Consider the following 24,320-nt stretch of genomic DNA (forward strand, 5'->3'; position numbering starts at 1 on the left):
AATCATAAATGCTCCCGATTATCCGAATTCTGCTCCGCCCGGTCCCGATAGAGTGCTGCCCGTCCCAGCAGCATCAGGGAGACCGGCGTTGTCACCGTCATGAAGATGCCGATGAAGATTTCGTGGAAGGCGAAGCGGTCGCCGGAAACGGAGAAATAGATGATCGAGGCCATGACAATGCCGCCGGTGCCCCAGCTAGTGCCGAGTGTGGGCGCATGCAGGCGCTCATAGAAGCTGTTGAGCTTGGCAAAGCCGATGGTGCCGGTCAGCGTCAGCGAAGCGCCGAGCAGCACAAAGAAGGCCACGAGAATGGCGGCCCAGAGCGGAAATTCTGCAGCATTGTTCATTCGATCACCTCGCCGCGCATCATGAATTTGGAAAGGGCAACGGTGGAGACGAAGCCGAGGATGGCGATCAGCAGCGATGCCTCGAAATAGATGTCGTTGCCGGTACGCAGGCCAAAGGTCAGCAAAAGCAGCATGGCGTTGACATAAAGCGTGTCCATACCAAGCACGCGGTCCTGGGCGCGCGGGCCGATGGCGATGCGATAGACTGATATTGTCATTGCAATGGCGAGCATCAGCTGCGCCAGCGAAAAGGACCAGAAAAGGATAATCGAACTCATTCGAATATCTCCATCAGTAGTTTTTCATAACGGTTCTTGATGAGGCTTATCCACGCCGCCTCATCCACATCATCTAGGACATGGAGGAGAAGCGTGCCCTGGCTGGAATTATATTCGAGCCAGGCGCTGCCCGGTGTCGAGGTGAGAATCGTTGCCAGAACGGCGAGCGCCATCGGGTCGCGAATCTCGAGCGGCACCGCTAGAAAGCCGGATTTGCGGTCCCTTTCGCGCTGAAACAGGATGATCTTCGCGACCGAGAGATTGGATCTGACGATATCGTAAAGCACGATCAGGATCAGCTGCACGAGCCTGTGCCAGTTGCGGATGCGCGGCTTGGCGGGCCTCAGCGACGCCATCGCCCAGGACGCAATGAGGGCGACGCCGGTGCCGAGCAGCAGGTGCCCCGCCGAAAAGCTGTTAATCGTCAGCCAAAAGAAGATCAACGAAACCGTCAGGAGCGGGTAGGGGAGGAGACGGCTCATCATGGCTCTGCCTCCGGATTGCTGCCCGCTCGCGGCGCGGAAATGACGCCCTGAATATAGCTCGCCGGCAGGTCGAGAATACGCGCCGTCTCCTGCATGTATCGCATCACCGGTCCCGCTTGTATGGTCATGGCGAGCGTCAGTCCGAGCAACAGCATGATGGGCGCGATTTCGATAACGAGAACGCGTGGCACCGTTCCTTCGATCGAGGCCCAGAAGGTGCGGATGCCGGCGCGGGTCATCGAGACCAGCGAGGCGAAGCCGGCGAACACGATCAGGAAAACCAGCCACCAGGAAAGCGTAGAAACGCTGTCATTGGCGCCAAGCCCGGAAGGGTTGAGAATGGCGGTCAGCATCGAGAATTTGGCAATGAAGCCGGAAAGCGGCGGCAGACCGGCCAGAAGAATGCCGCAGGCGGCAAAACAGGCGCCGAGCACCGCAATGGTGGCGGGCATGGTCACCCCCACTTCTTCTTCCTCGTCTTCTTCCTCGCCCTCGCCATAGGCCTCCATGGTGACGGCCAGAACGTTTGCGCCCGCATCCTGTCCGCGCTCGACGAGCTCGATCAGCATGAAGAAGGCGCTGATGGTGAGGGTGGAGCTGACCATGTAATAGAGCGCACCGGCCGCGACCGTCGGATTGCCGGTGCCCATGGCGGCGAGAAGCGTTCCCGATGACACCAGAACCGAAAAACCGGCCAGCCGCCCGAGCGCCTGCGACGCCAGAACCCCGATGGCGCCGAAGATGATGGTGGCGATGCCACCGACCAGCAGGGCATCATGGCCGAAGCCCGCGGATTCACCGGCCGTCTGCCCGAAGAGCAGGAATGACAGGCGGGCAATGACATAGATGCCGACCTTGCTCATGATCGCGAACAGACCGCCCACCGGGGCCGAAGCCGCGCCATAGGCCGAAGGCAGCCAGAAATTCAGCGGCCACATGCCCGCCTTCACCAGAAATGCGATGCCGAGGATGGCCGCACCGGTTTCCAGCAGCATGCGCTGGTCGGGGTTGAGGCCCTCGATGCGGTGGGCAAGATCGCCCATGTTCAGCGTGCCTGTCACGCCATAGATGAGGCTGACGCCGATCAGGAAGAACAGCGCGGCGACCAGATTGATCGCGATGTAATGCAGTCCCGCTTTCACGCGCTGCTGGCCGGAGCCATGCAGCAGCAGGCCATAGGAGGCGGCCAGCATCACTTCGAAGAAAACGAAGAGATTGAAGAGGTCGCCGGTCAGGAAGGCGCCATTGACGCCCATCAGCATCATCTGGAACAGCGAATGGAAATGCGCGCCGGACTTGTGCCATTTCGCCATTGAATAGATCAGCGAGGGAATGGCGAGCAGCGCGGTCAGAAGCACCATCAGGCCGGACAGGCGGTCTGCTACGAGCACGATGCCGAAAGGAGCCGGCCAGTTGCCGAGCAGGTAGACGCCGCTCGAGACAACTGCCGCGATCTCGGTATTAACTGTCGAATTCACCTCGCGGAACAGCAGGATCGCGACGATCAGCAACAGCACGGTGGAGGTGAAGCTGATGGCGGCCTTTGCGACGCGCTGGCGCTCATCGAAGAACAGCAGCAGGGCGGCGGTGATCAGCGGCAGCAGAATCGGGGCGACAACGATGTGGAAGGGGAATGACATCATTTCGATTCCCTCCCGTCCACATGGTCAGTACCGGTGAGCCCGCGGGCAGCAAGCAGCACAACGAGGAACAGCGCCGTCGTCGCAAAGCCGATGACGATCGCGGTCAGCACGAGCGCCTGCGGCACAGGGTCGGCCAGCGTTGAGCTATCCACGCCGTTCACCAGCACCGGCGGCGCATTGGTCTTGATGCCGCCGACGCCGAAGATGAAGAGATTGACGGCATAGGACAGCAAAGAGAGCCCGACAATGACCTGATAGGTGCGCGGGCGCAGGATGAGCCAGACGCCGGAGCCCGTCATGATGCCGATGCCGATGGCAAGAATGAGTTCCATTACACGTCCTCCGCTTTTGCGGCTTCAGGCGTGCGAACGCGGTAGTTACGCAACGATTGGTGTGCCAGTGCTATCAGGATAAGAACGGTGGAGCCAACGACCGTCGCGAAGACGCCGAGGTCGAACAGCAGGGCGGATGCCGTCGGCATTTTGCCGATATAGGGTATGTCGGTATACTGGAAATAGGTGGTCAGGAACGGATAGCCGAAGTACCAGGAACCGATACCCGTCGCCGCCGCCATCAGCAGGCCGAAGCCCATCCAGCGCAGCGGCAGGATACGGATACGATCTTCTGCCCAGCGCGCGCCGCCGGCGAGATATTGCAGCAGGAAGGCAATCGCCATGGTGATGCCGGCCGCAAAGCCGCCGCCGGGCATGTCGTGGCCGCGTATGAACAGGAAGATCGAGAAGGTGACGATGACCGGGAACATCCACTGCATCACGATGGATGGCACGTAGAGATAGTCGCGCACCGTATCGCCCTTGCTGCGGTCGGGCCGTTCTGCATCGAAGGCGTTCTGCATCTGCTGCTGTTCCGGCACCCCGATGCTTTCATGGGCTGGGCGGAAACGGCGGAGAAGAGCGAAGACGGTGAGCGCGACGATGGCCAGCACCGCGATTTCACCGAATGTGTCGAAGCCGCGGAAATCGACCAGGATGACGTTGACGACATTGGTGCCGCCGCCTTCCGTATAGGCGCGTTCCAGGAAATAGGTGGCAATCGCATTCGGCACCGGCAGCGTCATCACGGCATAGGCGATGACGGACATGCCGATACCGCTGGCGGCGGCCAGCAGGAAGTCCCGGGCGCGGCGAAGCTGCGCCGGCAGCTCGTCGCTGCTATCGACCTTTTCGAAGCGTTTCGGCAGCCATCTGAGGCCGAGCAGGATGAGAACCGTGGTGACGATTTCCACCAGAAGCTGGGTGATGGCGAGATCCGGCGCGGACAGCCAGACGAAGGTGAGGCAAGTGACAAGCCCGGACACGCCGAGCATGATGAGGGCGGCGAGGCGATGATATTTCGCCTGCCAGGCGGCGCCCATGGCCGCGATCATGCCGATCAGCCACAGGATGGCGAAGATCGGATCGAAGGTCGTCACGCGCGGCAGCGACAGGGAAAATTCCGAAAGGAACAGAGGCGAGAAACCGGCGAGAAGCGCCACGAGAATGAGAAGCCTCAGCTGCGGCTGCAGACGTCGCGTGCCGAGCGTGCTTTCCAGCCACCGCGCCCATTTCCAGGACACGGTTACGAGAATGCGCTCGAAGATGCGCTGGCCCCGCAAATGCCGGAAGATCGGCGGGCCGTCGTCGCAGCGCGAGAAATAGCCGCCAAGCAGGGCATAGATTGTCACACCGCCGATCAGCGCCGCGATACTCATGATCAGCGGCAGGTTGAAACCGTGCCAGATCGACAGGCTGTAGACGGGTGTCTGCGCACCGAGAACGGACAGTACGGCGGAATGCAGGAACGGGCCGATCGACAGGCTCGGAACGATGCCGACGATCAGGCAGGCGAAAACCAGAAACTCGATCGGGAAGCGCATCCACCGCGGCGGCTCGTGCGGATTTGGGTTCGGCAGATCGACGGGCTTGGGCCCGAAGAACACCGTGTGGATGAAGCGCAGCGAATAGGCGACGGCAAAGGCGCCCGACAGCGTTGCGACATAGGGCAAAGCCCGGTCCAGGAGCGAATCCGCGTGGGTCTCGACCGCTTCGGCAAAGAACATTTCCTTGGACAGGAAGCCGTTGAACAGCGGCACGCCGGCCATTGCTGCACTCGCCGCCATGGCAAGCGTCGCGGTCGCGGGCATATAGGTATAAAGCCCGCTTAATCGCCGCATGTCGCGGGTGCCGGTTTCATGGTCGATGATGCCCGCTGCCATGAAAAGCGAAGCCTTGAAGGTGGCGTGGTTGACCATGTGGAATATGGCCGCGACCGCCGCCAGCGGGCTGCCGAGGCTGAGCAGCGTGGTGATGAGGCCGAGATGGCTGATCGTCGAATAGGCCAGAAGCCCCTTCAGATCCTGCTGGAACATGGCGAAATAGGCGCCGAGCAGCAGGGTGATGACACCTGCCACGCCCACCAGCCAGAACCATTCCGGTGTACCTGCGAGCACCGGCCAGAACCGTGCGAGCAGGAAAACTCCGGCTTTCACCATGGTTGCGGAATGCAGATAGGCGGATACGGGGGTCGGTGCCGCCATGGCATTGGGCAGCCAGAAATGGAACGGGAACTGCGCGCTCTTCGTCAGCGCGCCGCCGAGAATGAGGATAAGCGCGGGCAGATAGAGGGAATGGGCACGGATGGCAGCACCAGCCTCGATGATCTTGTCGAGATCGTAGCTTCCCGCCATGTGGCCGAGGATGAGAAGTCCGGCCAAAAGGCTGAAACCGCCGATGCCGGTCACGGTCAGCGCCATGCGGGCGCCATCACGCGCGCCGGCATTCTGGTGCCAGTAGCCGATCAACAGGAAGGAGAAGATGCTGGTCATCTCCCAGAAGATCGACAGCAGGATGACGTTGCCGGACAGGACAACGCCGAGCATCGAGCCCATGAAGGCGAGAAAGAAGGCAAAAAACCGCGGGATCGGATCCTTGGAGGACATGTAATAGCGGGCATAAAGCACGACGAGCAGGCCTATGCCGGTAATGAGGATCGCGAAAATCCAGGCAAAACCGTCCAGCCGCAGGGTAAAATTGAGGCCGAGCTGCGGAAGCCATTCCACATCATATTTCAGCACGCCGCCGCCGCTGATGGTGGAATATAAAAACATGCTGCTGACGAGGCCGAAGAGGGCGACGCCGCCCGCGACGGAGGCCGGACCGGCGGCCGCACCATCGCGCGGCATGAAGGCCGTGAGGAAAGCGCCGACAAACGGCAATGCGACAATAAATGGGAGAAGGGTTGCAAGTGTCATATGCGGCGGCGGTTTTCTTTCTGGAATGGGAGCCTACGGCGGGTTTCCGACGACTCCGATCCCTCAAGGTTCACAATGAACCCAATGATGATGACCGCCGGATGACTAATACATAATATGCGGAGGCGCGCGGGGAACCACGCTGGCAAAGTCTCGGAAAGCTTGTGGCACGATGGCAACAGCAACAAGGGAGGCCTTGGTATTTTCGGTAATGCTGAGCGCGGGTGAGGGGAACTCCCCGTGCTGGAACCCTCGGCCGGTATCGCTGCTCCGGCAGGTGTAATCGTTGCCGCTATCGCAATCCTTATCGCGAAGGGAAAGCGAACGGCTGAGATCGACGGTCTGTAACCGCTCGAGGCGGCTAGCCTTGGAGAGTGCCTTGACGCCCGAGGGTACCTGAAAGCCGATCATGACAAGCAGACTCGCGACCACGAGACCGATGAGCACTTGCGGATGGCGCCTTGAACTGCGGCCTTTCTCCATCCGTGGCAAGTTGGCATCTCCTTGGTCGAAAAGGTCTCTCTAAAGCATCACCGCTGAGCGAATATCCCGTTGATTTGTTTTAGGGGAACCCGCACGCGCTTGTCCAGCGCGCAGGCCGGAAAAACCGGCCGGAGCGTCCGATTCCTTTTCGTTTTTGCCCGTTTGCGGCAAAGTAAGGGCGACAATGGCTAAAAGCTTTTACAAATTTTACCGTTTGAGGCCGGTGCTTATGTTTCTTAACTTTCAAGCAAGGAATTAACCATAAAGATTGGTGGTATTTCCACGGCGGAATGGGGTTCCTCCCCTTCCAGGCATGACGCCGCACTGCCGTACCGGGCTCGATCCGGTATTTTCGTTTCTTGGTTCAAGAAGGTCTGGCAAGCGTCGATGCCTCATCGTCCACGATGGGTATGTTCGTTCAAAAATCCCTGGAGGGTGCTGGCGTTTTGAACCTTGGCCAATTGGCCGGGTTTTACCGGCCATCATGTTGTTGGGGACGTCGGTTGGGGCACGATTTGCCATCAGATCAAGCGCGTAGATCGGCAGGCGGAAGCCTGGCAGGACGGTTGCGCTTTGCCGGCCTTGATGAGATGCAATCCGATTTCCTGCGCAATTATCGCGGCATGCTGGAGCCTTACGTCAAGGCCGGCCTGCGCGACGTGATGACCCGTTTCCAGTCCATGCCGGACTGTTCGCCGTCCTTCGAAAGCGAAAACCAACTCGATCGCCTGCACGATCTGCAATCCTCGCACTGGAGCGTCCTGACGGATGCGCGTTTCGATGCGCTTTATGCCGAGCGGGTGAAGGTTCTTTCCGATAATGCCGGTCGCATGGGTCTCGATCCGCGCTGGCAGATCGCTAGCCACGCCGTCGTTCTGGAGCATCTGCTCGGCGGGCTGGTGGCTGAACACGCGCCCCGCTCCATCCTGCCCGGCAACCGTAAAAAGAGCCGCGAACTGGCGGACGCCGTGAAGAACGTCGTCCGGCTGGTGATGGTCGATACCGAGATTGCCGTGTCGCTGCGCTTCAACGAACTGCGCCTGCGCCATGGCCGCGAACTCCAGGAACAGCGCGAGAATGACCGCTCGGAAGCGGCGAATTTGCTGGGCACGGCCCTGACCGCCTTTGCCGCGGGCAATTTGCAGGCCCGCATCGGGGACGATGTGCCCGACGCTTACAGGGACGTCGCAGCCACCTTCAACACGGCGCTCGAGACGATCGGCGCGTCGCTGATAGCCGCCCAGAACGGTGTAGGCGAGGCCGAGGCGCTGAGCGCCCGCTTTGCCGATATCGGCCGCTCGATTGCGGAGCGTTCACGCCAGCAGGCCGAAGCGCTTACCGAGACCTCCCGTGCACTCCAGGTGATGATTGCGCATGTGGCTGAAAACGGCGCCCGTATATCGGCGACGGAAAAGGCGGTTTCCAGCGCCCGCGACGCGGCCGTCGAAAGCGGGAGGGCGATCGGCGAGGCGATCGACGCCATGTCGGATATCGAACAATCAGCCGAACAGATCGGACGGATCATCGGCACCATCGACGAGATCGCCTTCCAGACCAACCTTCTCGCCCTCAATGCCGGCATCGAGGCGGCACGGGCCGGCGACAGCGGACGCGGTTTCGCCGTCGTTGCGCAGGAAGTCCGGGCATTGGCCCAGCGTTCCGCCGATGCCGCAAGAGAGATCAAGAGCCTTGTCGGCTCCACCAAAACGCAGGTCGAGGGTGGGGTGCGCATGGTGAACCGCACGCAGGAGGCCATTGGCGGGGTCGTCCGGCAGGTATCCGGGATCAACGACATGATCGCCGAGGTTTCGCGGCACACCGCCGACCACGCCGGAGAATTGCAATCGGTCGCCGGTGATATAGACGAACAGCAACGGCAGGCCGGGCGGAATGTCGCCGACATGGGCGCCAGCGCCTCCGAGGCCGATGCGCTGCACACCGTCATTCTGGAACTCGGCCGCACCGTGCGCGCGTTCCGTATTGCCCGCCAGGAACATTTCGCTGCCGCCGCCGGTGCGGACTGGCAGCACTCATCATTTATGGCCCGTGGGGATAACCGCACGGATAACAGCCAGAATTACCAACAATTCAGACGTCAGGGAGTCATGTAATGGCAGCCAGAAAAGCAGCTGAGGCGACGCTGAAACTGTCACCGGTGCTGGATCTCAACGAAGCATCGGCTCTGCACGGCAAGCTGATGACGCTGAGAGGAGCACCTTTGTCGGTCGATGCGTCCGAGGTGGAGCGCATTGGCGCGCTTTGCGCCCAGGTCCTCATGGCCGGCGCGAAATCCTGGGAAGAGGATGGCAAGCCCTTCGGTTTCGCAAGGGTTTCCGATGCATTCGACAAGACCATGAAACTGATAGGCGTCGATATCGACCATTTGCTCCCTAAGGAGATGCAAAAGTGAAGAAAAAAGTTCTTACCGTGGATGATTCCAGAACGATCAGGAACATGCTCCTGGTCACGCTCAACAATGCCGGTTTCGAAACCATTCAGGCCGAAGACGGCATCGAGGGTCTCGAAGTGCTGGAACAGAGCAACCCGGATGTCATCGTAACCGACATCAACATGCCGCGTCTCGACGGTTTCGGCTTCATCGAGGGCGTGCGGCGCAACGAAAAATACCGTGCGATCCCGATCCTCGTTCTGACGACCGAAAGCGATGCGGAAAAGAAGAACCGCGCCCGCCAGGCCGGTGCGACCGGCTGGATCGTCAAGCCGTTCGACCCTGCAAAACTCATCGATGCCATTGAGCGCGTAACCGCCTGATACGGGACATTTCACGATGGATATGAACGAAATCAAGGAAATCTTTTTCCAGGAGTGCGAGGAACAGCTCGCTGAACTGGAATCGGGGCTTCTTAAATTGAATGACGGGGACCGTGATCCGGAAACCGTCAACGCCGTTTTCCGTGCCGTTCATTCCATCAAGGGCGGGGCCGGTGCCTTTGGTCTCGATGATCTCGTGGCCTTCGCCCACGTTTTTGAAACGACCCTCGACTGCGTTCGCTCCAACAAGCTGGAACCGACACAGGACGTTCTAAAAGTCATGCTGCGCTCCGCCGATGTGCTGGCGGATCTGACCAACGCGGCCAGAGACGGCGGCAGCGTCGATGAAAGCCGCACCCGTGGCCTCGTCAAGGAACTGGAAGCGCTGGCCAATGGCGAAGCCGTTCCGGCATCCGCGCCGGCTCCTGTCGCTGTTAAGGCGCCGGAACCCGTCAAGGCGCCCGCAGCACCGAAGCCGACGGATGAAAGCGGTTTCGAGCCGATCCCGTTCTCTTTCTCCGATTTTGCCGACGAGACGACGCCGCTGATGGAGGTGCCGACCTTCCAGATTACGTTCAAGCCGCACGCCTCGCTTTATTCCAAGGGCAATGAGGCGGCACTTCTGCTACGTGATCTCTCGCGCATCGGCGACATGAGCGTCAATTGCGACATGTCCGACCTGCCGGCGCTCGACAAGCTCGATCCCGAAGCCTCCTATCTCTCCTGGACGGTTTCCATCGCCACCGAAAAGGGTGAGGAAGGAATCCGCAGCGTCTTCGAATTCGCCGAATGGGATTGCGATCTCGAAATCACCGCAGTTGTTTCGGACGCGTCCGCGGACGAAGAAGAACTGCCGATGATCCCGGTTCCGTTCGATCTGTCTGCTCTCGATGGTGATGCGCAGGACGAACCCGCCGTCGCGACCCCCGCGATGGAAGATGCCTACGTTGCCGCAACCGTCGAAGCTGCCGTCGCGACGACGCAGATCGCCCAGAGCGTCAATGCCGCTATCGAAAAGCGCGAGGCGGCGGCAGCGCCGGCCGCAGCGCAGGCGAACGCCAATGCCGCCGCCAATGCGAGTGCCGGCCAGACCATCCGCGTCGACCTCGATCGCGTCGACCGCCTGATCAATCTCGTCGGCGAGCTTGTCATCAATCAGGCGATGCTGTCGCAGAGCGTCATCGAAAACGATGCGAGCGGCACCTCCGCCGTTAATATGGGTCTGGACGAGCTGCAGCAGCTGACGCGCGAAATCCAGGACAGCGTCATGGCCATCCGCGCGCAGCCGGTGAAGCCCGTCTTCCAGCGCATGTCGCGTATCGTCCGCGAAGTCGCCGACATGATCGGCAAGCAGATCCGCCTCGTCACCGAAGGTGAGAACACGGAAGTCGACAAGACGGTCATCGACAAGCTGGCCGAACCCCTGACCCACATGATCCGCAATGCCGTCGACCATGGCATCGAGACGCCGGAAAAGCGCGAAGCCGCGGGCAAGAACCCGGAAGGCACCATCAAGCTTTCGGCCAAGCACCGTTCGGGCCGTATCCTCATCGAGCTTCAGGACGATGGCGCCGGCATCAACCGTGAGCGCGTCCGCCAGAAGGCGATCGACAACGATCTGATTGCCGCCGATGCGAACCTGACCGACGAGGAGATCGACAATCTGATCTTCGCGCCGGGCTTCTCGACGGCAGACAAGATTTCCGACATTTCCGGCCGCGGTGTGGGCATGGATGTGGTCAAGCGTTCCATTCAGGCGCTCGGCGGCCGCATCAGCATCTCGTCGCGTCCGGGCCTCGGCTCGACCTTCACCATGAGCCTGCCGCTGACGCTTGCCGTTCTCGACGGTATGGTGGTGACCGTGGCCGGTCAGACGCTCGTCGTTCCTCTGACGGCAATCGTCGAAACCCTGCAGCCGGAAGCGAAGAACATCCACTCCTTCGGTTCCAACCAGCGGCTGATCTCCATCCGCAACTCCTTCTGCCCGCTGGTGGATGTCGGTCGTGTCCTGAACTTCCGTCCGACCCAGGCCGATCCTGTCGAAGGTGTGGCGCTTCTGGTGGAATCGGAAGGCGGCGGCCAACGTGCTCTGATGGTCGATGCGATCCAGGGCCAGCGCCAGGTCGTCATCAAATCTTTGGAAGCCAACTATACCCATGTTCCGGGCATCGCCGCCGCCACCATTCTCGGTGACGGACGTGTAGCGCTCATTCTGGATGTCGATGCCATCGTCAGCGCCTCGCGCGGACAGCCACTGAAACAGGAAATGTCACTCGCGGCGACGGGTTGAAGGCGGATATCCAATGGCAGCACTTAATCTCAGCGATCAGCGACAGTCTCCCGATGACGTTCTTGCCAGCGGCGAATATCCGCTGACACGGCGCGATTTGTCGGAGATCGCTGCGATGATCTATGCCGATGCGGGCATCTATCTCAACGACACCAAGGCGTCGCTGGTCTATTCCCGCCTCTCGAAACATATCCGCAATCTCGGTCTTTCCGGCTTTCGCGAATATTGCGCACTGGTGTCTTCGTCCGAAGGTGCACAGCCGCGCCGGGAAATGCTGTCGCACCTGACGACAAATTTCACCCGCTTCTTCCGCGAGAACCATCATTTCGAACATCTGCGTGACGAGGTCCTGCCGGGCCTCATCGCTCGTGCCAAGAGTGGCGGGCGTGTCCGCATCTGGTCGGCGGCCTGCTCCGACGGGCAGGAACCCTATTCGATTGCGCTGACCGTACTGGCCATGTTCCCGAATGCGGCCGATTACGATTTCAAGATTCTGGCCACCGATATCGATCCCAAGATTCTGGCGCAGGCCCGTGCCGGCGTTTACGATGACAACGCGCTTGAAACCGTGTCTCCTGCCATGCGCAAGCAATGGTTCACCGAGGTCGATGCCGGCGGTCGCCGCAAGTTCCGCATCGATGACAAGGTCAAGCGTCTCATCACCTTCAACGAGCTGAACCTGATGACGCAATGGCCCTTCAAAGGCAATTTCGACGTCATCTTCTGCCGCAACGTCGTCATCTATTTCGACGAGCCGACGCAGGTGCGCATCTGGTCGCGTTTCGCGGGCCTGCTGCCGGAAGGCGGCCACCTCTATATCGGCCATTCCGAACGTGTGTCCGGTGACGCCAAGAACGTGTTCGACAATACCGGCATCACCACCTACCGCTTCATCGGTCACGCATCCGGGAGGAAGGCATGAGCGCACTCGCACGGGTCCTCGTCGTTGACGACTCCCCCACCATGCGCGGCCTGATTTCGGCCGTCCTCAAGGCCGATCCGGAAGTCGAGGTGGTCGGCCAGGCCGGCAATGCCATGGAAGCACGTGCCGCCATCAAGCAGCTCAATCCCGATGTTGTGACGCTCGACATCGAGATGCCCGAGATGAATGGCCTCGAATTTCTCGAAAAGATCATGCGCCTGCGCCCCATGCCGGTCATCATGGTCTCGTCACTGACCCATCGCGGCGCGGATGCATCGCTTGCCGCGCTTGAAATCGGCGCTTTCGACTGTGTCGGCAAGCCGGCTCCCGGTGACGCGCGCCCCTTCGGCGATCTGGCCGACAAGGTGAAGGCCGCCGCCCGTTCGCAACATGCCGCCTACCGCGCCACCCGGCCGGAAACCGCTGCCGCACCGCAGCCGGTTCCGATGAGCGAATATCGGGCGGGTCGTAAGGTCGTCGCCATCGGCTCCTCCACCGGCGGCGTCGAAGCGCTAATCGCGGTGCTGCAGAAATTCCCGGCCAATTGCCCGCCGACAGTCATTACCCAGCACATGCCGCCGACCTTCACCAAGAGTTTCGCGGAGAGGCTGAACCGCATCTGCGCCCCCGTGGTGGAAGAGGCGACGGACGGCGCGCGCCTGCAGACCGGCAAGATCTACCTCGCGCCGGGCGGTGAGCGTCATTTACAGATCGCCAACCGGTCCGCACCCTGCTGCCGGCTTCTGGACCGCGACCCCGTCAATGGCCATCGCCCCTCCGTCGATGTGCTGTTCGATTCGGTGGCCGAGCTTGCCGGACGCAACGCCGTCGGTGTCATCTTGACCGGCATGGGCCGCGATGGCGCGGCCGGGCTTTTGAAAATGCGCCATGCCGGTGCGCGCACCGTTGGCCAGAACGAAAAAACATGTGTCGTCTATGGCATGCCCCGCGTGGCCTATGAGCTTGGCGCGGTGGAACAGCAATTGCCGTTGGCCTCCATCGGCGAAGAAATCCTGAAACTAACCACTGCCCGCAAAGAAGGTGCTGACTAATGTCTCTCGCAGAAAAGATCAAAGTTCTGATCGTTGACGATCAGGTGACCAGCCGGCTGCTCCTCAGCGATGCGCTGACACAGCTGGGCTTCAAGCAGATCACCTCCGCTGGCGACGGCGAGCAGGGATTGAAGATCATGGAGCAGCAGCCCCATCATCTCGTCATCTCCGACTTCAACATGCCGAAGATGGACGGCCTCGGTTTCCTGCACGCGGTGCGGGCCAACCCGACCACCAAGAAGGCCGCCTTCATCATTCTCACCGCGCAGGGTGACCGCGCGCTGGTGCAGAAGGCAGCCCAGCTCGGCGCCAACAACGTGCTGGCCAAGCCCTTCACCATCGACAAGATGCGCGCGGCCATCGAAGCGGTTTTCGGATCGCTGAAATGATGGAAGCTGCGGCCAAGCGCGTACATATCATTCAGGGCGAGTATAAGGTTGTCAGCGATCCCGACGTGGTGATGACGACGATACTCGGTTCGTGCGTGGCCGCCTGTCTGAGAGACCCCGTTGCCGGCCTCGGAGGAATGAACCACTTCCTGCTGCCGGGAACGGGCAATGTGACCGGCGGAGATGCGACGCGTTATGGCGTGCATCTCATGGAGCTGCTGATCAACGGTCTCTTGAAGCAGGGCGCCCGCCGCGACCGGCTGGAAGCCAAGGTTTTCGGCGGCGCCAAGACGATCGCCAGCTTCTCGAATGTCGGCGAGCAGAACGCCATCTTTGCCATGCAGTTCCTGAAGGACGAAGGCATTCCGGTCATCAGCTCCTCCACGGGCGGGGATCATGGCCGCAAGATCGAGTTCTGGCCGGTCTCTGGACGCGCGCGTCAGCATCCGCTCAGCGGTGCGGAAACCCAGAAGACGGTTGCCATGGAAACACGTCCGGTGCCGGCACCCAAACCCGTCGCCAACGACATCGAATTTTTCTAGTCACGGAGTTTCCAATGCAGCTTGCAGAGCACACCGCCACCACTCCGTTCGAAGAAGCCCTGCCGGATGTACTGATGCGGGTGGTATCGGAACTGCACGACGTCGCCTATCTCATCGAGCGCATCGAGCCGCAATTGCTTGATGTGACCAGCGGTCAATTGTCCGCCGAAGGCGTCAAGCTGTTGCAGGGCATCGACCTTGCCGTCCAGAAAACCCGTGGCCTTGCCGAATTCATCGATACCATCACCGGCTCCATCCCCGCAGACTGGTTCGTGGATGTCTCCACCGCACTCAGCCTCGTCAAGCTTGCCGAAATGCAAAAGGCGCTCGGCGCGGCCTTCCGCCACGGCCATTCCCAGCCGCTCGACAAGGCTTCCGGCGACTTCGACCTCTTCTAGAACATATTCCGGCCGTTCCTTCCTTCGCTGAATGCGGAGGAAGGCAACGCTCGCGCAAGCTTCGCACCCTATTGTCACGACGGGGCCAAAAGGTCTCGGACTCTATGAATGACGGTGCGGAACAGAATGAATCTGTTAAATCAAATCCCTCAGGTCTTGAAGAATGTCGCGGCGCTGGGCCAGACGCGGCTGCTGATGCTGGGCGGCGTGGGCGTATTGTCCATGGCCATCATCCTGGCTGCAGCGCTTTATGTGAACCGTCCTGCTTACGAGACCCTCTATGTGGGTCTTGAAAAAAGTGACCTCAACAAGATCAGCATTGCACTCGCCGAATCGGGTCTGGACTTTCAGGTCGGGACCGATGGTTCCAGCCTTCAGGTTCCGGTCGGGCTCACCAGCAAGGCACGGCTGCTTCTGGCTGAACGCGGCCTACCCGACAGTGCCAATGCGGGTTATGAGCTTTTTGACAATGTCGGCTCCCTCGGCCTGACGTCCTTCATGCAGGAAGTGACGCGCGTTCGTGCCCTTGAGGGCGAGATCGGCCGCTCCATCCAGCAGATCGATGGCGTTTCCGCTGCCCGCGTTCATATCGTCCTGCCTGACGTCGGCAATTTCCGCCGTGGCGAACAGAAACCCACGGCATCGGTGATGATCCGCGCGAGCGCATCCGCAGGCCGCAAGGCCTCCGCCTCCATTCGCCATCTCGTCGCCTCGGCCGTTCCCGGTCTCGAAGTCGATGACGTGACACTGCTCGATTCGACCGGCCAGCTTCTGGCCTCCGGCGATGATGTCACCAACGCCGCGATGAACCGGTCGCTGACGCTGGCCCAAAATGTTCAGCAGGAAATTACGACCAATATCGACAAGGCGCTGGCGCCTTTCCTCGGCATAGACAATTTCCGCTCGAGTGTGACGGCGCAGATCAATACTGACAGCCGCCAGGTCCAGGAGACCGTTTACGACCCGGAATCGCGCGTGGAACGCTCCGTTCGCACGGTGAAGGAAGACCAGAAATCCCAGGAAACGCAGCCGGATACGGCCGCGACCGTGGAGCAGAACGTGCCGCAGGCCGCGCCCCAGGGCGGCGGTGGTGGCCCGCAGTCTTCCGATCAGTCGGCAAAGAAGGAAGAGCAGACCAACTACGAGATCAATTCCAAGACGGTTGCCACGGTCAAGAACGGCTATACCCTCGAAAAGATTTCGGTTGCCGTGGTCGTCAACAAGGGCCGTATTGCCAAGATGGTCGGCGAACCGGCCGATCAGGCCAAGATCGACGCCTATCTTGCGGAAATGCAGAAGATCGTCACCTCGGCCGCAGGCATTTCTTCCGATCGTGGCGACATTGTCACCCTGACGGCGATGGACTTCCTCGAAACGCAGCTGCTTGACGAGGCTGCCAGTGGGCCGGGTGTCATGGAAGTGCTGAGCCGAAATTCCGCCGGCATCATCAACTCACTCGCCTTCGTCGCCGTCGCCTTCCTCGTAGTCTGGCTCGGTGTACGCCCTCTGGTCCGCACGGTCACTGCCAACGGTTCGGCTGCGGCTCAGCTCAGCCAGGAGTCCGCCGGTCTCGAATTGCCGGACTTCTCTCCGGGCATGGAGGCGGGTGCAGGTGGTCTCATGGAAGGTTTCGGGGCGGATTTCGGTTTCGACAGCACCGACGATCTTCTGGCTGGCGGCGATGGCGAAGGCACATTCAACCGCCGGGTTCGCGAAGGACCCGAACGCAGGCTCTCCCGCATGGTGGAAATCAGCGAGGAGAGAGCCGCCAAGATCCTGCGCAAATGGGCGGTGGAAAAAGCAGCATAATGACAAAAAGGCCGGTTTTACCCGGCCTTTTTTCCGTTTCTGGGGTTTTTGCTATGCTTGGCGGGCACATCGTGGCAATCTCGTTTCGGGACAGTGTTTACAAAAAATTCAGCAACGATACAGTTTGCTGGGAATTGGCTGAGAATGCCGTTTATGGATTGAACAGCTTTTCAGTATGTTTTTTTAGCAATAGACGAACTGGGAAATACGTGGAAAGGCTGTTGCCAGGTAATGGCAAACTCCGGTCGGTTCCATAAAATGAAGTGATTCGGTCTCCGGGGGCGCGCCATTCCGTTTTGGTAAGCTTCTTGAATGGAATGATTCCATCCCGAGGTATAATCTCCCGCTGGGAGCAAGAGGGCGTAGGCGATTGAAAGTCGATGTTGATATCCGCAGGCTGTCTGCCAAGCCTCTGGAGGGCATGGGTAAGCCCTTGCCGCGCGATCAGCTTGCTAAAAACGTCGCAGCCACGGCTGCTGCCGGTAACGTTGCAGGCGCACTGGATCTGCTCGTAACCTATGCTGGCGCCTCGCATTATTTGCTGGCGCGAGATGATCTTCTCGAAGAAACCGGGCTGAAATTCATCGTCACATCCGACTGGCCTTTCGATCTGGTCCGCAGGCTCGGCATTGAACTCACCAACAGCCAGAACCGGTCGAGCGAAATGGAGAAGTGCCTTTCGCTGCTTCAGCCGCGATTGCTTCTCCTTCCCGACGATGTTTCCGTGCCCTATGGCATAGACAGGCAATATTCGGCACTCTCCTTTTGTGTGGGCCGCATCCGCCTTTCCCTTTTGCTGCTGTTTCCGGAAGAAGCGGTTCCGTCACCGGAGCGCCTGCGGGAAATCGCCCTGCTGACGGGGTATTGCGTCAGCTTCGGCATCGCCAGCGAAGCAAAGACCGTGCGCGATATCGATCTCACCGAGCGTGAGCTCGAGTGCCTGTTCTGGATCGCGGAAGGCAAGACAAGTGATGAAATTGCGATGATCCTTGGCATTTCACGCAATACGATCAATAATTACATCACAAGCGTGATGCGTAAAACCGCGACAAAAACCCGCTCGGAGGCAATTGCCTACGCCGTGCGCAACAACCTCGTATAATGGTCGGACGGATGGTACAGACGAAAGACAATGAGGGTACAGGTCGAATGGGCATGTTTTACCGCAGCCCTGTCGTGACGAGCCGGTCGGATTTGTTTCCGAAGCTTGTCGCCATGCAGAAGCTGGTCGGCGCGCGCAACTTCGTTGTCACGAAGGCTGCCGCTTCCGGCTTCCCCAACAAGAAGAAGATGACCTGCGAGCTGGAAAACTGGGGCATGAATGCCGCAGAACAGAGCGCGCAGTTCATCCGCGCTGTCGGCGACATTCTGCTCGACCATATCGAGACGTCGCTTTTGCCGGTCATCTGGCGCAACAAGAATGCCGGTGGCTTTGCCGATCTTCCCGATGTGCCGGCGCTTCTGCGCCGTATCGAGAACGATACATTGCCCTATGCGGGGCTGGCTCTGCCGGTGCGGCTCGGCACCATCGGCAACGGCTACATCGTGTTCTGCGGCACCAATCTCATTCTCGACAATGAGGTCGTGATCGAGCAGCATATCAAGTGCTGTGAAATCATGGTGGACATGCTGGCGCTCGATGAGCGCAAGGTTGCCCCTTCGGAAGCCCTGAGCGAGAGGGAAATTGCCTGCCTGCAGCTGGCGGGGGATGGTCGTATCAGCGAAGAGATTGCGGTCAAGCTCGGCCTTTCCGTGCACACCGTCAATGCCTATCTCGGTTCGGCAACGATCAAGCTCGATTCCGTCAACCGCATCCAGGCGATCGCCAAGGCCATCAGGCTCGGTTACATCCATTGATGGCGGACGGGGTTCTCCCGTCCCCTTAAGCCGGTCAAACGCCCGGCTGGGCTTTTGCACTCCGCTAAAAGGCGCCATCGGCACTTCGCGTTTTTTTAACAGTTGCCAATTAGAACTTTTTATAAGTTTGGCTTTGGGGAACTGTTTCATGCACAACCGGCTCTTTAAGTCCGTTGCTGGCAAGGTCGTCGCGCTGACGATCGGCCTGATCACGCTCAGCGTGGCGGCAGTTGGTTTTTCGACCTACATTCGCTTGAAGGACAACATCATCACCACCGCGCTGCGTGATACGCACGGCGCGATGCGGGGCATGGCCATCCTTTACGAGATGAAGGTTGGCGGCGTTGCCCTCGAAATGGTGGATGGTGACCTGAAGAGTGTAGGCCGTGCCAGCATCGGCACGATGCGCGACAACGATCTCGTAGACCGCACGGCTGCGGGCAACGGCGGTATCGCCACGGTTTTCGAAGCCAAGGCCGGCGAATTCATTCGACTGACCACCAATCTGAAGAATGAAAAGGGTGAGAGAGCGGCAGGCACCAAGCTTGCCACCGATCATCCGGCTTTCGAAAAAGTCTCCAAGGGCGAGGCCTATTTCGGCACTGCCACGCTGTTCGGCACCAGCTACATGACCGGTTATATGCCGGTCACGAACAAGACCGGCGCAACCGTCGGCATCCTGTTCGTGGGTGTGCCCATGGATTTCTACAATGCGCAGATATACAGCCTGCGTGATATGATGGTGGTTTGCGGCGCGCTTGCCATGCTTGGCGTTGGATTACTCGCCTATTTCGTCATAAAGCGCACGCTTCAACCGCTTAGCAAGCTGACAGATGCCGTGAAATCGCTTTCGGACGGCGATCTCGAAACGCCGATCCCCTACGCCACCAACACCAATGAATTCGGCAATATCGCCCGCGCTCTGGTGATTTTCCGCGAGAATGCGATTGAGAAGCTGGCGATCGAGGGCAAAAGTGCGCAGGAACGCTCCGCGGCCGAGTCCGAGCGACACCGCAACGATGCCGAGAAGCAGGAACTGGACGGCCAGATCGAGTTTGCAGTGGGCGAGATCGCCTCCGGCCTCGGCAGGCTTTCGCGTGGCGATCTGAGCCGCACGATCGAGACGCCCTTTGCAGGCCGCCTCGACCGGCTGCGCACGGATTTCAACGAATCCTTGCTCAACCTTCGCGATGCGCTGGGGCAGATCCGTGAGCGCACGCTCATCATTCAGAATAGTGGCATCGAAATCGAACAGTCTTCGGTCGATCTGTCGAAACGCACGGAAAATCAGGCCGCCTCGCTGGAGGAGACCGCCGCTGCCGTGGAGGAGATCACCGCTACCGTGAGATCGTCGGCCGAGCGGGCACGGGAGGCAAATGAGGCCGTACGCGTCACCAAGCAGAGCGCCGACAGTTCCGGTTCGGTTGTCAGCAATGCCGTCGACGCCATGAGCCGTATCGAAGGCGCCTCGCGCAAGATCGAGCAGATCATCGAGGTCATCGACGACATCGCCTTCCAGACCAATCTTCTCGCTCTCAATGCCGGCATTGAAGCGGCGCGCGCGGGTGAGGCGGGCAAGGGTTTTGCCGTCGTGGCGCAGGAAGTGCGCGAACTTGCCCAGCGCTCTGCCGACGCAGCCCGTGAAATCAAGCAGCTCATCAACCAGTCGACCCATGAGGTCAGCTCCGGTTCGAAGCTGGTGCAGGAGGCGGGCACCGTTCTCTCCGCCATCAGCCGGCAGATCGTGACTGTCAGCCAGCATGTCGAAACCATCGCGACGGCGACGCAGGACCAGTCCTCAGCCCTTCACAACGTCAACGGCTCCGTTAACCAGATGGACCAGATGACGCAGCAGAATGCAGCGCTGGCCGAACAGTCGAGCGCGGCCAGCCGGGTACTTTCCGGCGAAGTGGAGGCGCTGCTCGATCTGGTACAGCGGTTCCAGATGGAGCAGGGGTCTGCTGCCGGTTCGGGTCGATTGAACCGGGCGGCCTGATCTCTCCATTTTTGAAAGTCAATGCAGCTCCCGGATCGCAAGGTCCGGGAGTTTTTATTCGGCCGCTGCCCGCGCCGTACCGGATATCTGGTTGATATAGGCACGCAACGCCGCAGGCTTAACCGGTTTGTGCTGCACGGAGATCCCGTATTTCTCCGCATCGCTGCGCACTTCCGGGCTGCGATCCGCCGTTACCAGCAGGGCAGGGATCGTCTTGCCGTAAAATGTCCTGATGAGGCGGATGGCGCTGATACCGTCACCATCATCTAGATGATAGTCGGCGATGATGACATCCGGGGCCGCGGCCAGAGTGAGGAAGGGTTCTTCCAGCGCCGCCACGGAACCTGCGGGCAAGACATCGCAACCCCATCCCGTCAAAAGCAGCGTCATGCCCTCGAGGATTTTCGGCTCGTTGTCGATGCACAGCACCCGAATGCCATGAAGACGGTCGCTTGCTGCGGGACTGGTTGTCCCGCCCTCCGTCTTGGCAGGAGCAAGACGATCCGCCTCACGCGGCAGATGGATGCGGAAGGTCGTGCCTTTGCCGGGGGTGGAAATGAGCTGCACCGGATGGTGCAGCATGCGTGATAGCCGATCGACGATGGAAAGGCCGAGCCCAAGGCCAGACGCCGTTTTTGCCCCTTCGTCCAGCCGGGCGAATTCCTTGAAAACCGTGCGGAATTTCGAGGCGGGTATACCGATGCCCGAATCCGTCACCTGGATGACGACCTCGCCGCCCCGACGACGCGCGCCGACGACCACCTTGCCCTCAAGCGTATATTTGATGGCGTTGGAGACGAGGTTCTGTATCAGCCGCCGCAGCAGATTCGGGTCGGAGCGGACCGTGAGCGACGTGGGCATGACAACAAGATCGAGGTTCTTCTCCTGTGCCATCGGCGCGAAATCGGTCTCGATGCGTTTCAATAGCTCATTGAGTGGCACCGATGTCATCCGCGCCTTCATCGAGCCCGTGTCGAGGCGGGAAATATCGAGAACCGCACCGAGAATGGTTTCCACCGATTCCAGCGCCGAATCGATATTGTGAACGAGATCGCTTTCGCCAGAAGCGCCAAGTCGTTCAACCAGCGAGGAGGAATAGAGGCGGGCGGCATTCAACGGCTGAAGAATATCGTGACCGGCGGCAGCGAAAAACCGCGTCTTGCCGATATTGGCTTCGTCGGCCGACGCTCTCGCCTCTGCCAGCGCGCGGTTGACGCGGGTCAGCTCCACGGTGCGTTCCTCCACGCGCTGCTCCAGCGTTTCATTCGCCTGTTTCAGTGCCTGGTCGCTCGCCACCCGCTGGGTGATATCGGTGAAGGTGGCGACGATGCCCTTGTCCGGCATGGTGTTGGAGCGCACCTCGATGATGCGCTCGCCGCCCGCCAGCACCAGCGAGAAGGGCAGGTCCATGGTCAGGAAACTGGTGATTAGCTCATCCGTATCGCCGGGCGGCATGTCGCCGCGCTCCTGCAGCATGGTCACGATTTCGGTCAGCGGCACGCCCACCTGGCCGAATTGTTCTGGCAGGTCCAGCAGGGTGCGGAACCGCCGGTTCCAGATGGTCAGCTGCTGCGAACTGTCGAAAACGGCAATGCCCTGATCCATCTGCGCCAGCGCCGTCTGCAACATGTCCTGATTATACTGCAGCGCCTCGCTCGCCTGATCGAGCAGCCAGGCCGTATCCGCGCTGGTATCTTCCGCCTTCTGGAGAATGATCGAAAGCACGAGGCGGGCGGAGGAGGAGCCGATGGCGCTGCCCAGCAATTGCTCAGAGAAATGGATCAGCGCCATATCCGCCGGCTGGTCGTCATTGAGTTTCCTGCCCGCCGTTTTCTCATAGGTCGCAAGCGAGCGCAGCATGCGCTCTTCGCCAAGATAACGGGCAATCGCGCTTTTGAGGTCGCCGACGCTGACACGGGTTTTCCAGCCGCGCGTGGCGAATTGCGATTTCGAATGGCGCTTGACGAAGATACCGGACTGGATGCGCTCCACCGGCCGCGGATTGCGCGAGAGCGAACCCAGCACGAATGCGAGGCTGTTGACGAGCAGGCTGAGGATGACCGCATTCACGAAAGGATCGGCTTCGGGACCGTTAAACACCGTGCTGCCGGAAAACAGGAAGCCGAGAATATTGGCCGCGACTTCGGAATTGTCCGGCCCGCCGAAGCTCGGCAGGAACAGCAGATAGGCCCAGACGAAGAAGCCCGAACTGAGACCCGCGATTGCGCCACGGGCATTGGCGCGACGCCAGAACAGCCCGCCGAAGAGGGCAGGGGCCATCTGGGCGATGGCGGCGAAAGCCAGAAGGCCGATGGAGGCAAGGCCCGTGGCGCTGTCGGCGGCGCGGTAATAACCGTAACCCAAAAGCATCACCGCAAAGATCGCCGTCCTGCGGATGTTGAGCAGCGTCTTGGCGAAGTCGTCCCGGTGCGGCGAGCGGTTGAGTAGCTTCTGCCGCAGGAAGATCGGCATGACGATATCGTTGGAAATCATGATCGACAGCGCCACCGAAGCGACGATCACCATTGCCGTCGCCGCAGAAAAACCGCCGATGAAGGTGATCAGCGAGACAACAGGCATCTGATGATTGAGCGGCAGTTGCAACACGTAGAGATCGGCATCGCCATTGGCGCCCAGCGTCAGGATACCCGCGAGCGCGATCGGCAGCACGAAGATGTTGATGGCGATGAGATAGAGCGGCAGCAGGAACCCCGCCATGCGCAGCTCTTCCGGCGTGCGATTTTCGACCACGGTGACGTGGAACTGACGCGGCAGCAGGATGATGGCAAAGCCGGAGAGCAACGTCATCACGATCCAGCGGCTGATGGGCGTGTGATAGGAGATGGCCCGCATGGCCTGCTCATTATCAGTCGCCAGCTGCCACAGATGTGCGGGGCCATCGAAAAGCACGAAAAGCACGTAAAAGCCGACCGTGCACATGGCGACCAGCTTCACCAGCGATTCCATCGAAATTGCCAGAATAAGCCCGTCCTGATGTTCGGTGGCATCCGTGTGGCGGGTGCCGAACATGACGGCGAATCCGGCCATGACGAGGGTGACGACAAGCGGCAGATCGAGGAAATAGAGATTGCCGCTGCCGATACCGTAATCGCCGGGATCGACCATTGTTGCCACGGAGCTGGACACCGCTTTCAACTGCAGCGCGATATAGGGAATGGCACCGACCAGCGCGATGATGGCGACGATCATCGCCACGGTGGAGTTCTTGCCGTAACGGGCGGCGATGAAATCCGCAACCGAGGTCAGCTTTTCCGTCTTGGCGAGATCGACGATGCGGCGGATGATCGGCATGCCGAGGGTAAAGGCAAGGATGGGACCGGTATAGATGCCGAGGAATTCTAGACCTTTATCGGCTGCAAGCCCCACGCCGCCGAAATAGGTCCAGGAGGTGCAATATATCGCCAGGCTGAGCGCATAGACGAACGGACGCCCCTTTTTTGGCGCGTGTCTGTCACGGCTTTTCCTGTCCCCGTAGCTCGCGACCGCAAACAGCAAGAGGATATAAGCGAAGGCCGAGCCGAATATGATCCACCCAGGAAGCACACATCCTCCCCATGCAGGAATTCCCTTGAATGAGCATAGGCGAATTCCGCACCGTTGAGAATGAGTGCGGTCTGATCATAAAGTTGAAGATGAAAGCATGTCCCGCAAAGATGCATGGCGGTTTTACGTCCGGAAAATGCGAGGAAAAAGAGCGCTGAAGCACGTCCGCCGATGCCGTTTCACCGGACACGCAAGAGGGTGCAAAAAAGCTAATAAATGCAATCTTGACGAATTCCAAATGTG

The 24,320-nt window shown here is 60.1% G+C and carries 20 protein-coding genes and 2 pseudogenes; 13 read left to right on the forward strand and 9 right to left on the reverse strand.

Features of this window, described 5'->3' with window-relative positions:
- Nucleotides 1-2: 2 nt before the first annotated feature.
- The 7 genes from mnhG to ATU_RS02525 form a co-directional block, all read right to left on the reverse strand.
- Nucleotides 3-347: a monovalent cation/H(+) antiporter subunit G gene (gene mnhG, locus ATU_RS02495; protein ID WP_010970945.1), complete on the reverse strand. Its 345-nt coding sequence runs from the start codon at nucleotides 345-347 to the stop codon at nucleotides 3-5.
- Nucleotides 344-625, reverse strand: coding sequence for a K+/H+ antiporter subunit F (locus ATU_RS02500; RefSeq protein WP_006313274.1), 282 nt, complete (start codon nucleotides 623-625; stop codon nucleotides 344-346). Before ATU_RS02500 ends, mnhG begins: the two co-directional genes overlap by 4 nt.
- Nucleotides 622-1,110 carry a Na+/H+ antiporter subunit E gene (locus tag ATU_RS02505; protein WP_006313273.1) on the reverse strand — a complete coding sequence of 163 codons (489 nt, stop codon included), beginning with the start codon at nucleotides 1,108-1,110 and terminating at the stop codon, nucleotides 622-624. The genes ATU_RS02500 and ATU_RS02505 overlap by 4 nt, the downstream gene beginning before the upstream one ends.
- Entirely contained in the window at nucleotides 1,107-2,753 is a 1,647-nt protein-coding gene (locus tag ATU_RS02510; RefSeq protein WP_046033482.1) for a monovalent cation/H+ antiporter subunit D, read from the reverse strand. The genes ATU_RS02505 and ATU_RS02510 overlap by 4 nt, the downstream gene beginning before the upstream one ends.
- Nucleotides 2,750-3,085, reverse strand: a complete 336-nt coding sequence (locus ATU_RS02515) for a Na+/H+ antiporter subunit C (RefSeq protein WP_003493763.1) — start codon at nucleotides 3,083-3,085, stop codon at nucleotides 2,750-2,752. The genes ATU_RS02510 and ATU_RS02515 overlap by 4 nt, the downstream gene beginning before the upstream one ends.
- Nucleotides 3,085-6,003 carry a monovalent cation/H+ antiporter subunit A gene (locus ATU_RS02520; protein WP_010972638.1) on the reverse strand — a complete coding sequence of 973 codons (2,919 nt, stop codon included), beginning with the start codon at nucleotides 6,001-6,003 and terminating at the stop codon, nucleotides 3,085-3,087. Before ATU_RS02520 ends, ATU_RS02515 begins: the two co-directional genes overlap by 1 nt.
- A gap of 105 nt (nucleotides 6,004-6,108) precedes the next feature.
- Entirely contained in the window at nucleotides 6,109-6,486 is a 378-nt protein-coding gene (locus tag ATU_RS02525) for a hypothetical protein (protein ID WP_010970948.1), read from the reverse strand.
- Between the two features lie 515 nt (nucleotides 6,487-7,001).
- Here ATU_RS02525 and ATU_RS02530 point away from each other — a divergent pair.
- The 13 genes from ATU_RS02530 to ATU_RS02590 all read left to right on the forward strand — a co-directional run bounded on the left by ATU_RS02530 (nucleotide 7,002) and on the right by ATU_RS02590 (nucleotide 20,513).
- Nucleotides 7,002-8,597, forward strand: coding sequence for a globin-coupled sensor protein (locus ATU_RS02530; protein ID WP_289252527.1), 1,596 nt, complete (start codon nucleotides 7,002-7,004; stop codon nucleotides 8,595-8,597).
- Nucleotides 8,597-8,896 (forward strand): STAS domain-containing protein, encoded by a 300-nt coding sequence (locus ATU_RS02535; RefSeq protein ID WP_003503483.1) that lies wholly within the window; start codon nucleotides 8,597-8,599, stop codon nucleotides 8,894-8,896. Before ATU_RS02530 ends, ATU_RS02535 begins: the two co-directional genes overlap by 1 nt.
- On the forward strand, nucleotides 8,893-9,258 hold the full coding sequence (gene cheY1 / locus ATU_RS02540; RefSeq protein ID WP_003493773.1) for a chemotaxis response regulator CheY1: 366 nt from the start codon (nucleotides 8,893-8,895) through the stop codon (nucleotides 9,256-9,258). Before ATU_RS02535 ends, cheY1 begins: the two co-directional genes overlap by 4 nt.
- Nucleotides 9,259-9,274: 16 nt before the next feature.
- Complete coding sequence (locus tag ATU_RS02545; RefSeq protein ID WP_035256227.1) at nucleotides 9,275-11,548, forward strand: chemotaxis protein CheA; 2,274 nt, start codon at nucleotides 9,275-9,277, stop codon at nucleotides 11,546-11,548.
- Nucleotides 11,549-11,561: 13 nt separating this feature from the next.
- Nucleotides 11,562-12,470 carry a protein-glutamate O-methyltransferase CheR gene (cheR, locus tag ATU_RS02550; RefSeq protein ID WP_010970951.1) on the forward strand — a complete coding sequence of 303 codons (909 nt, stop codon included), beginning with the start codon at nucleotides 11,562-11,564 and terminating at the stop codon, nucleotides 12,468-12,470.
- Nucleotides 12,467-13,522: a protein-glutamate O-methylesterase CheB gene (gene cheB, locus ATU_RS02555; protein WP_010970952.1), complete on the forward strand. Its 1,056-nt coding sequence runs from the start codon at nucleotides 12,467-12,469 to the stop codon at nucleotides 13,520-13,522. Before cheR ends, cheB begins: the two co-directional genes overlap by 4 nt.
- The gene (gene cheY2 / locus ATU_RS02560; protein ID WP_006312924.1) at nucleotides 13,522-13,911 is read left to right on the forward strand and encodes a chemotaxis response regulator CheY2; all 390 of its coding nucleotides are present in this window, start codon (nucleotides 13,522-13,524) and stop codon (nucleotides 13,909-13,911) included. The genes cheB and cheY2 overlap by 1 nt, the downstream gene beginning before the upstream one ends.
- The gene (gene cheD / locus ATU_RS02565; RefSeq protein WP_006312925.1) at nucleotides 13,908-14,453 is read left to right on the forward strand and encodes a chemoreceptor glutamine deamidase CheD; all 546 of its coding nucleotides are present in this window, start codon (nucleotides 13,908-13,910) and stop codon (nucleotides 14,451-14,453) included. The genes cheY2 and cheD overlap by 4 nt, the downstream gene beginning before the upstream one ends.
- A 14-nt stretch (nucleotides 14,454-14,467) precedes the next feature.
- Complete coding sequence (gene cheT / locus ATU_RS02570) at nucleotides 14,468-14,851, forward strand: chemotaxis protein CheT (RefSeq protein ID WP_006312926.1); 384 nt, start codon at nucleotides 14,468-14,470, stop codon at nucleotides 14,849-14,851.
- Nucleotides 14,852-14,977: 126 nt separating this feature from the next.
- On the forward strand, nucleotides 14,978-16,660 hold the full coding sequence (fliF, locus tag ATU_RS02575) for a flagellar basal-body MS-ring/collar protein FliF (protein WP_006312927.1): 1,683 nt from the start codon (nucleotides 14,978-14,980) through the stop codon (nucleotides 16,658-16,660).
- Between the two features lie 370 nt (nucleotides 16,661-17,030).
- On the forward strand, nucleotides 17,031-17,762 hold the full coding sequence (gene visN, locus ATU_RS02580; RefSeq protein WP_006312928.1) for a transcriptional regulator VisN: 732 nt from the start codon (nucleotides 17,031-17,033) through the stop codon (nucleotides 17,760-17,762).
- Nucleotides 17,763-17,815: 53 nt separating this feature from the next.
- Nucleotides 17,816-18,517 carry a transcriptional regulator VisR gene (gene visR / locus ATU_RS02585; RefSeq protein WP_046033492.1) on the forward strand — a complete coding sequence of 234 codons (702 nt, stop codon included), beginning with the start codon at nucleotides 17,816-17,818 and terminating at the stop codon, nucleotides 18,515-18,517.
- 148 nt (nucleotides 18,518-18,665) lie between these two features.
- Nucleotides 18,666-20,513 (forward strand): methyl-accepting chemotaxis protein, encoded by a 1,848-nt coding sequence (locus ATU_RS02590; protein ID WP_010970956.1) that lies wholly within the window; start codon nucleotides 18,666-18,668, stop codon nucleotides 20,511-20,513.
- 54 nt (nucleotides 20,514-20,567) lie between these two features.
- Here ATU_RS02590 and ATU_RS26985 read toward each other — a convergent pair.
- Nucleotides 20,568-20,951: pseudogene (locus tag ATU_RS26985) on the reverse strand (response regulator); the annotation flags it as partial.
- Between the two features lie 74 nt (nucleotides 20,952-21,025).
- A pseudogene (locus ATU_RS02595) lies at nucleotides 21,026-24,077 on the reverse strand (sensor histidine kinase); the annotation flags it as partial.
- Nucleotides 24,078-24,320: the final 243 nt, after the last annotated feature.

The sequence above is a fragment of the Agrobacterium fabrum str. C58 genome (assembly GCF_000092025.1).
GTDB classification, from domain to species: domain Bacteria; phylum Pseudomonadota; class Alphaproteobacteria; order Rhizobiales; family Rhizobiaceae; genus Agrobacterium; species Agrobacterium fabrum.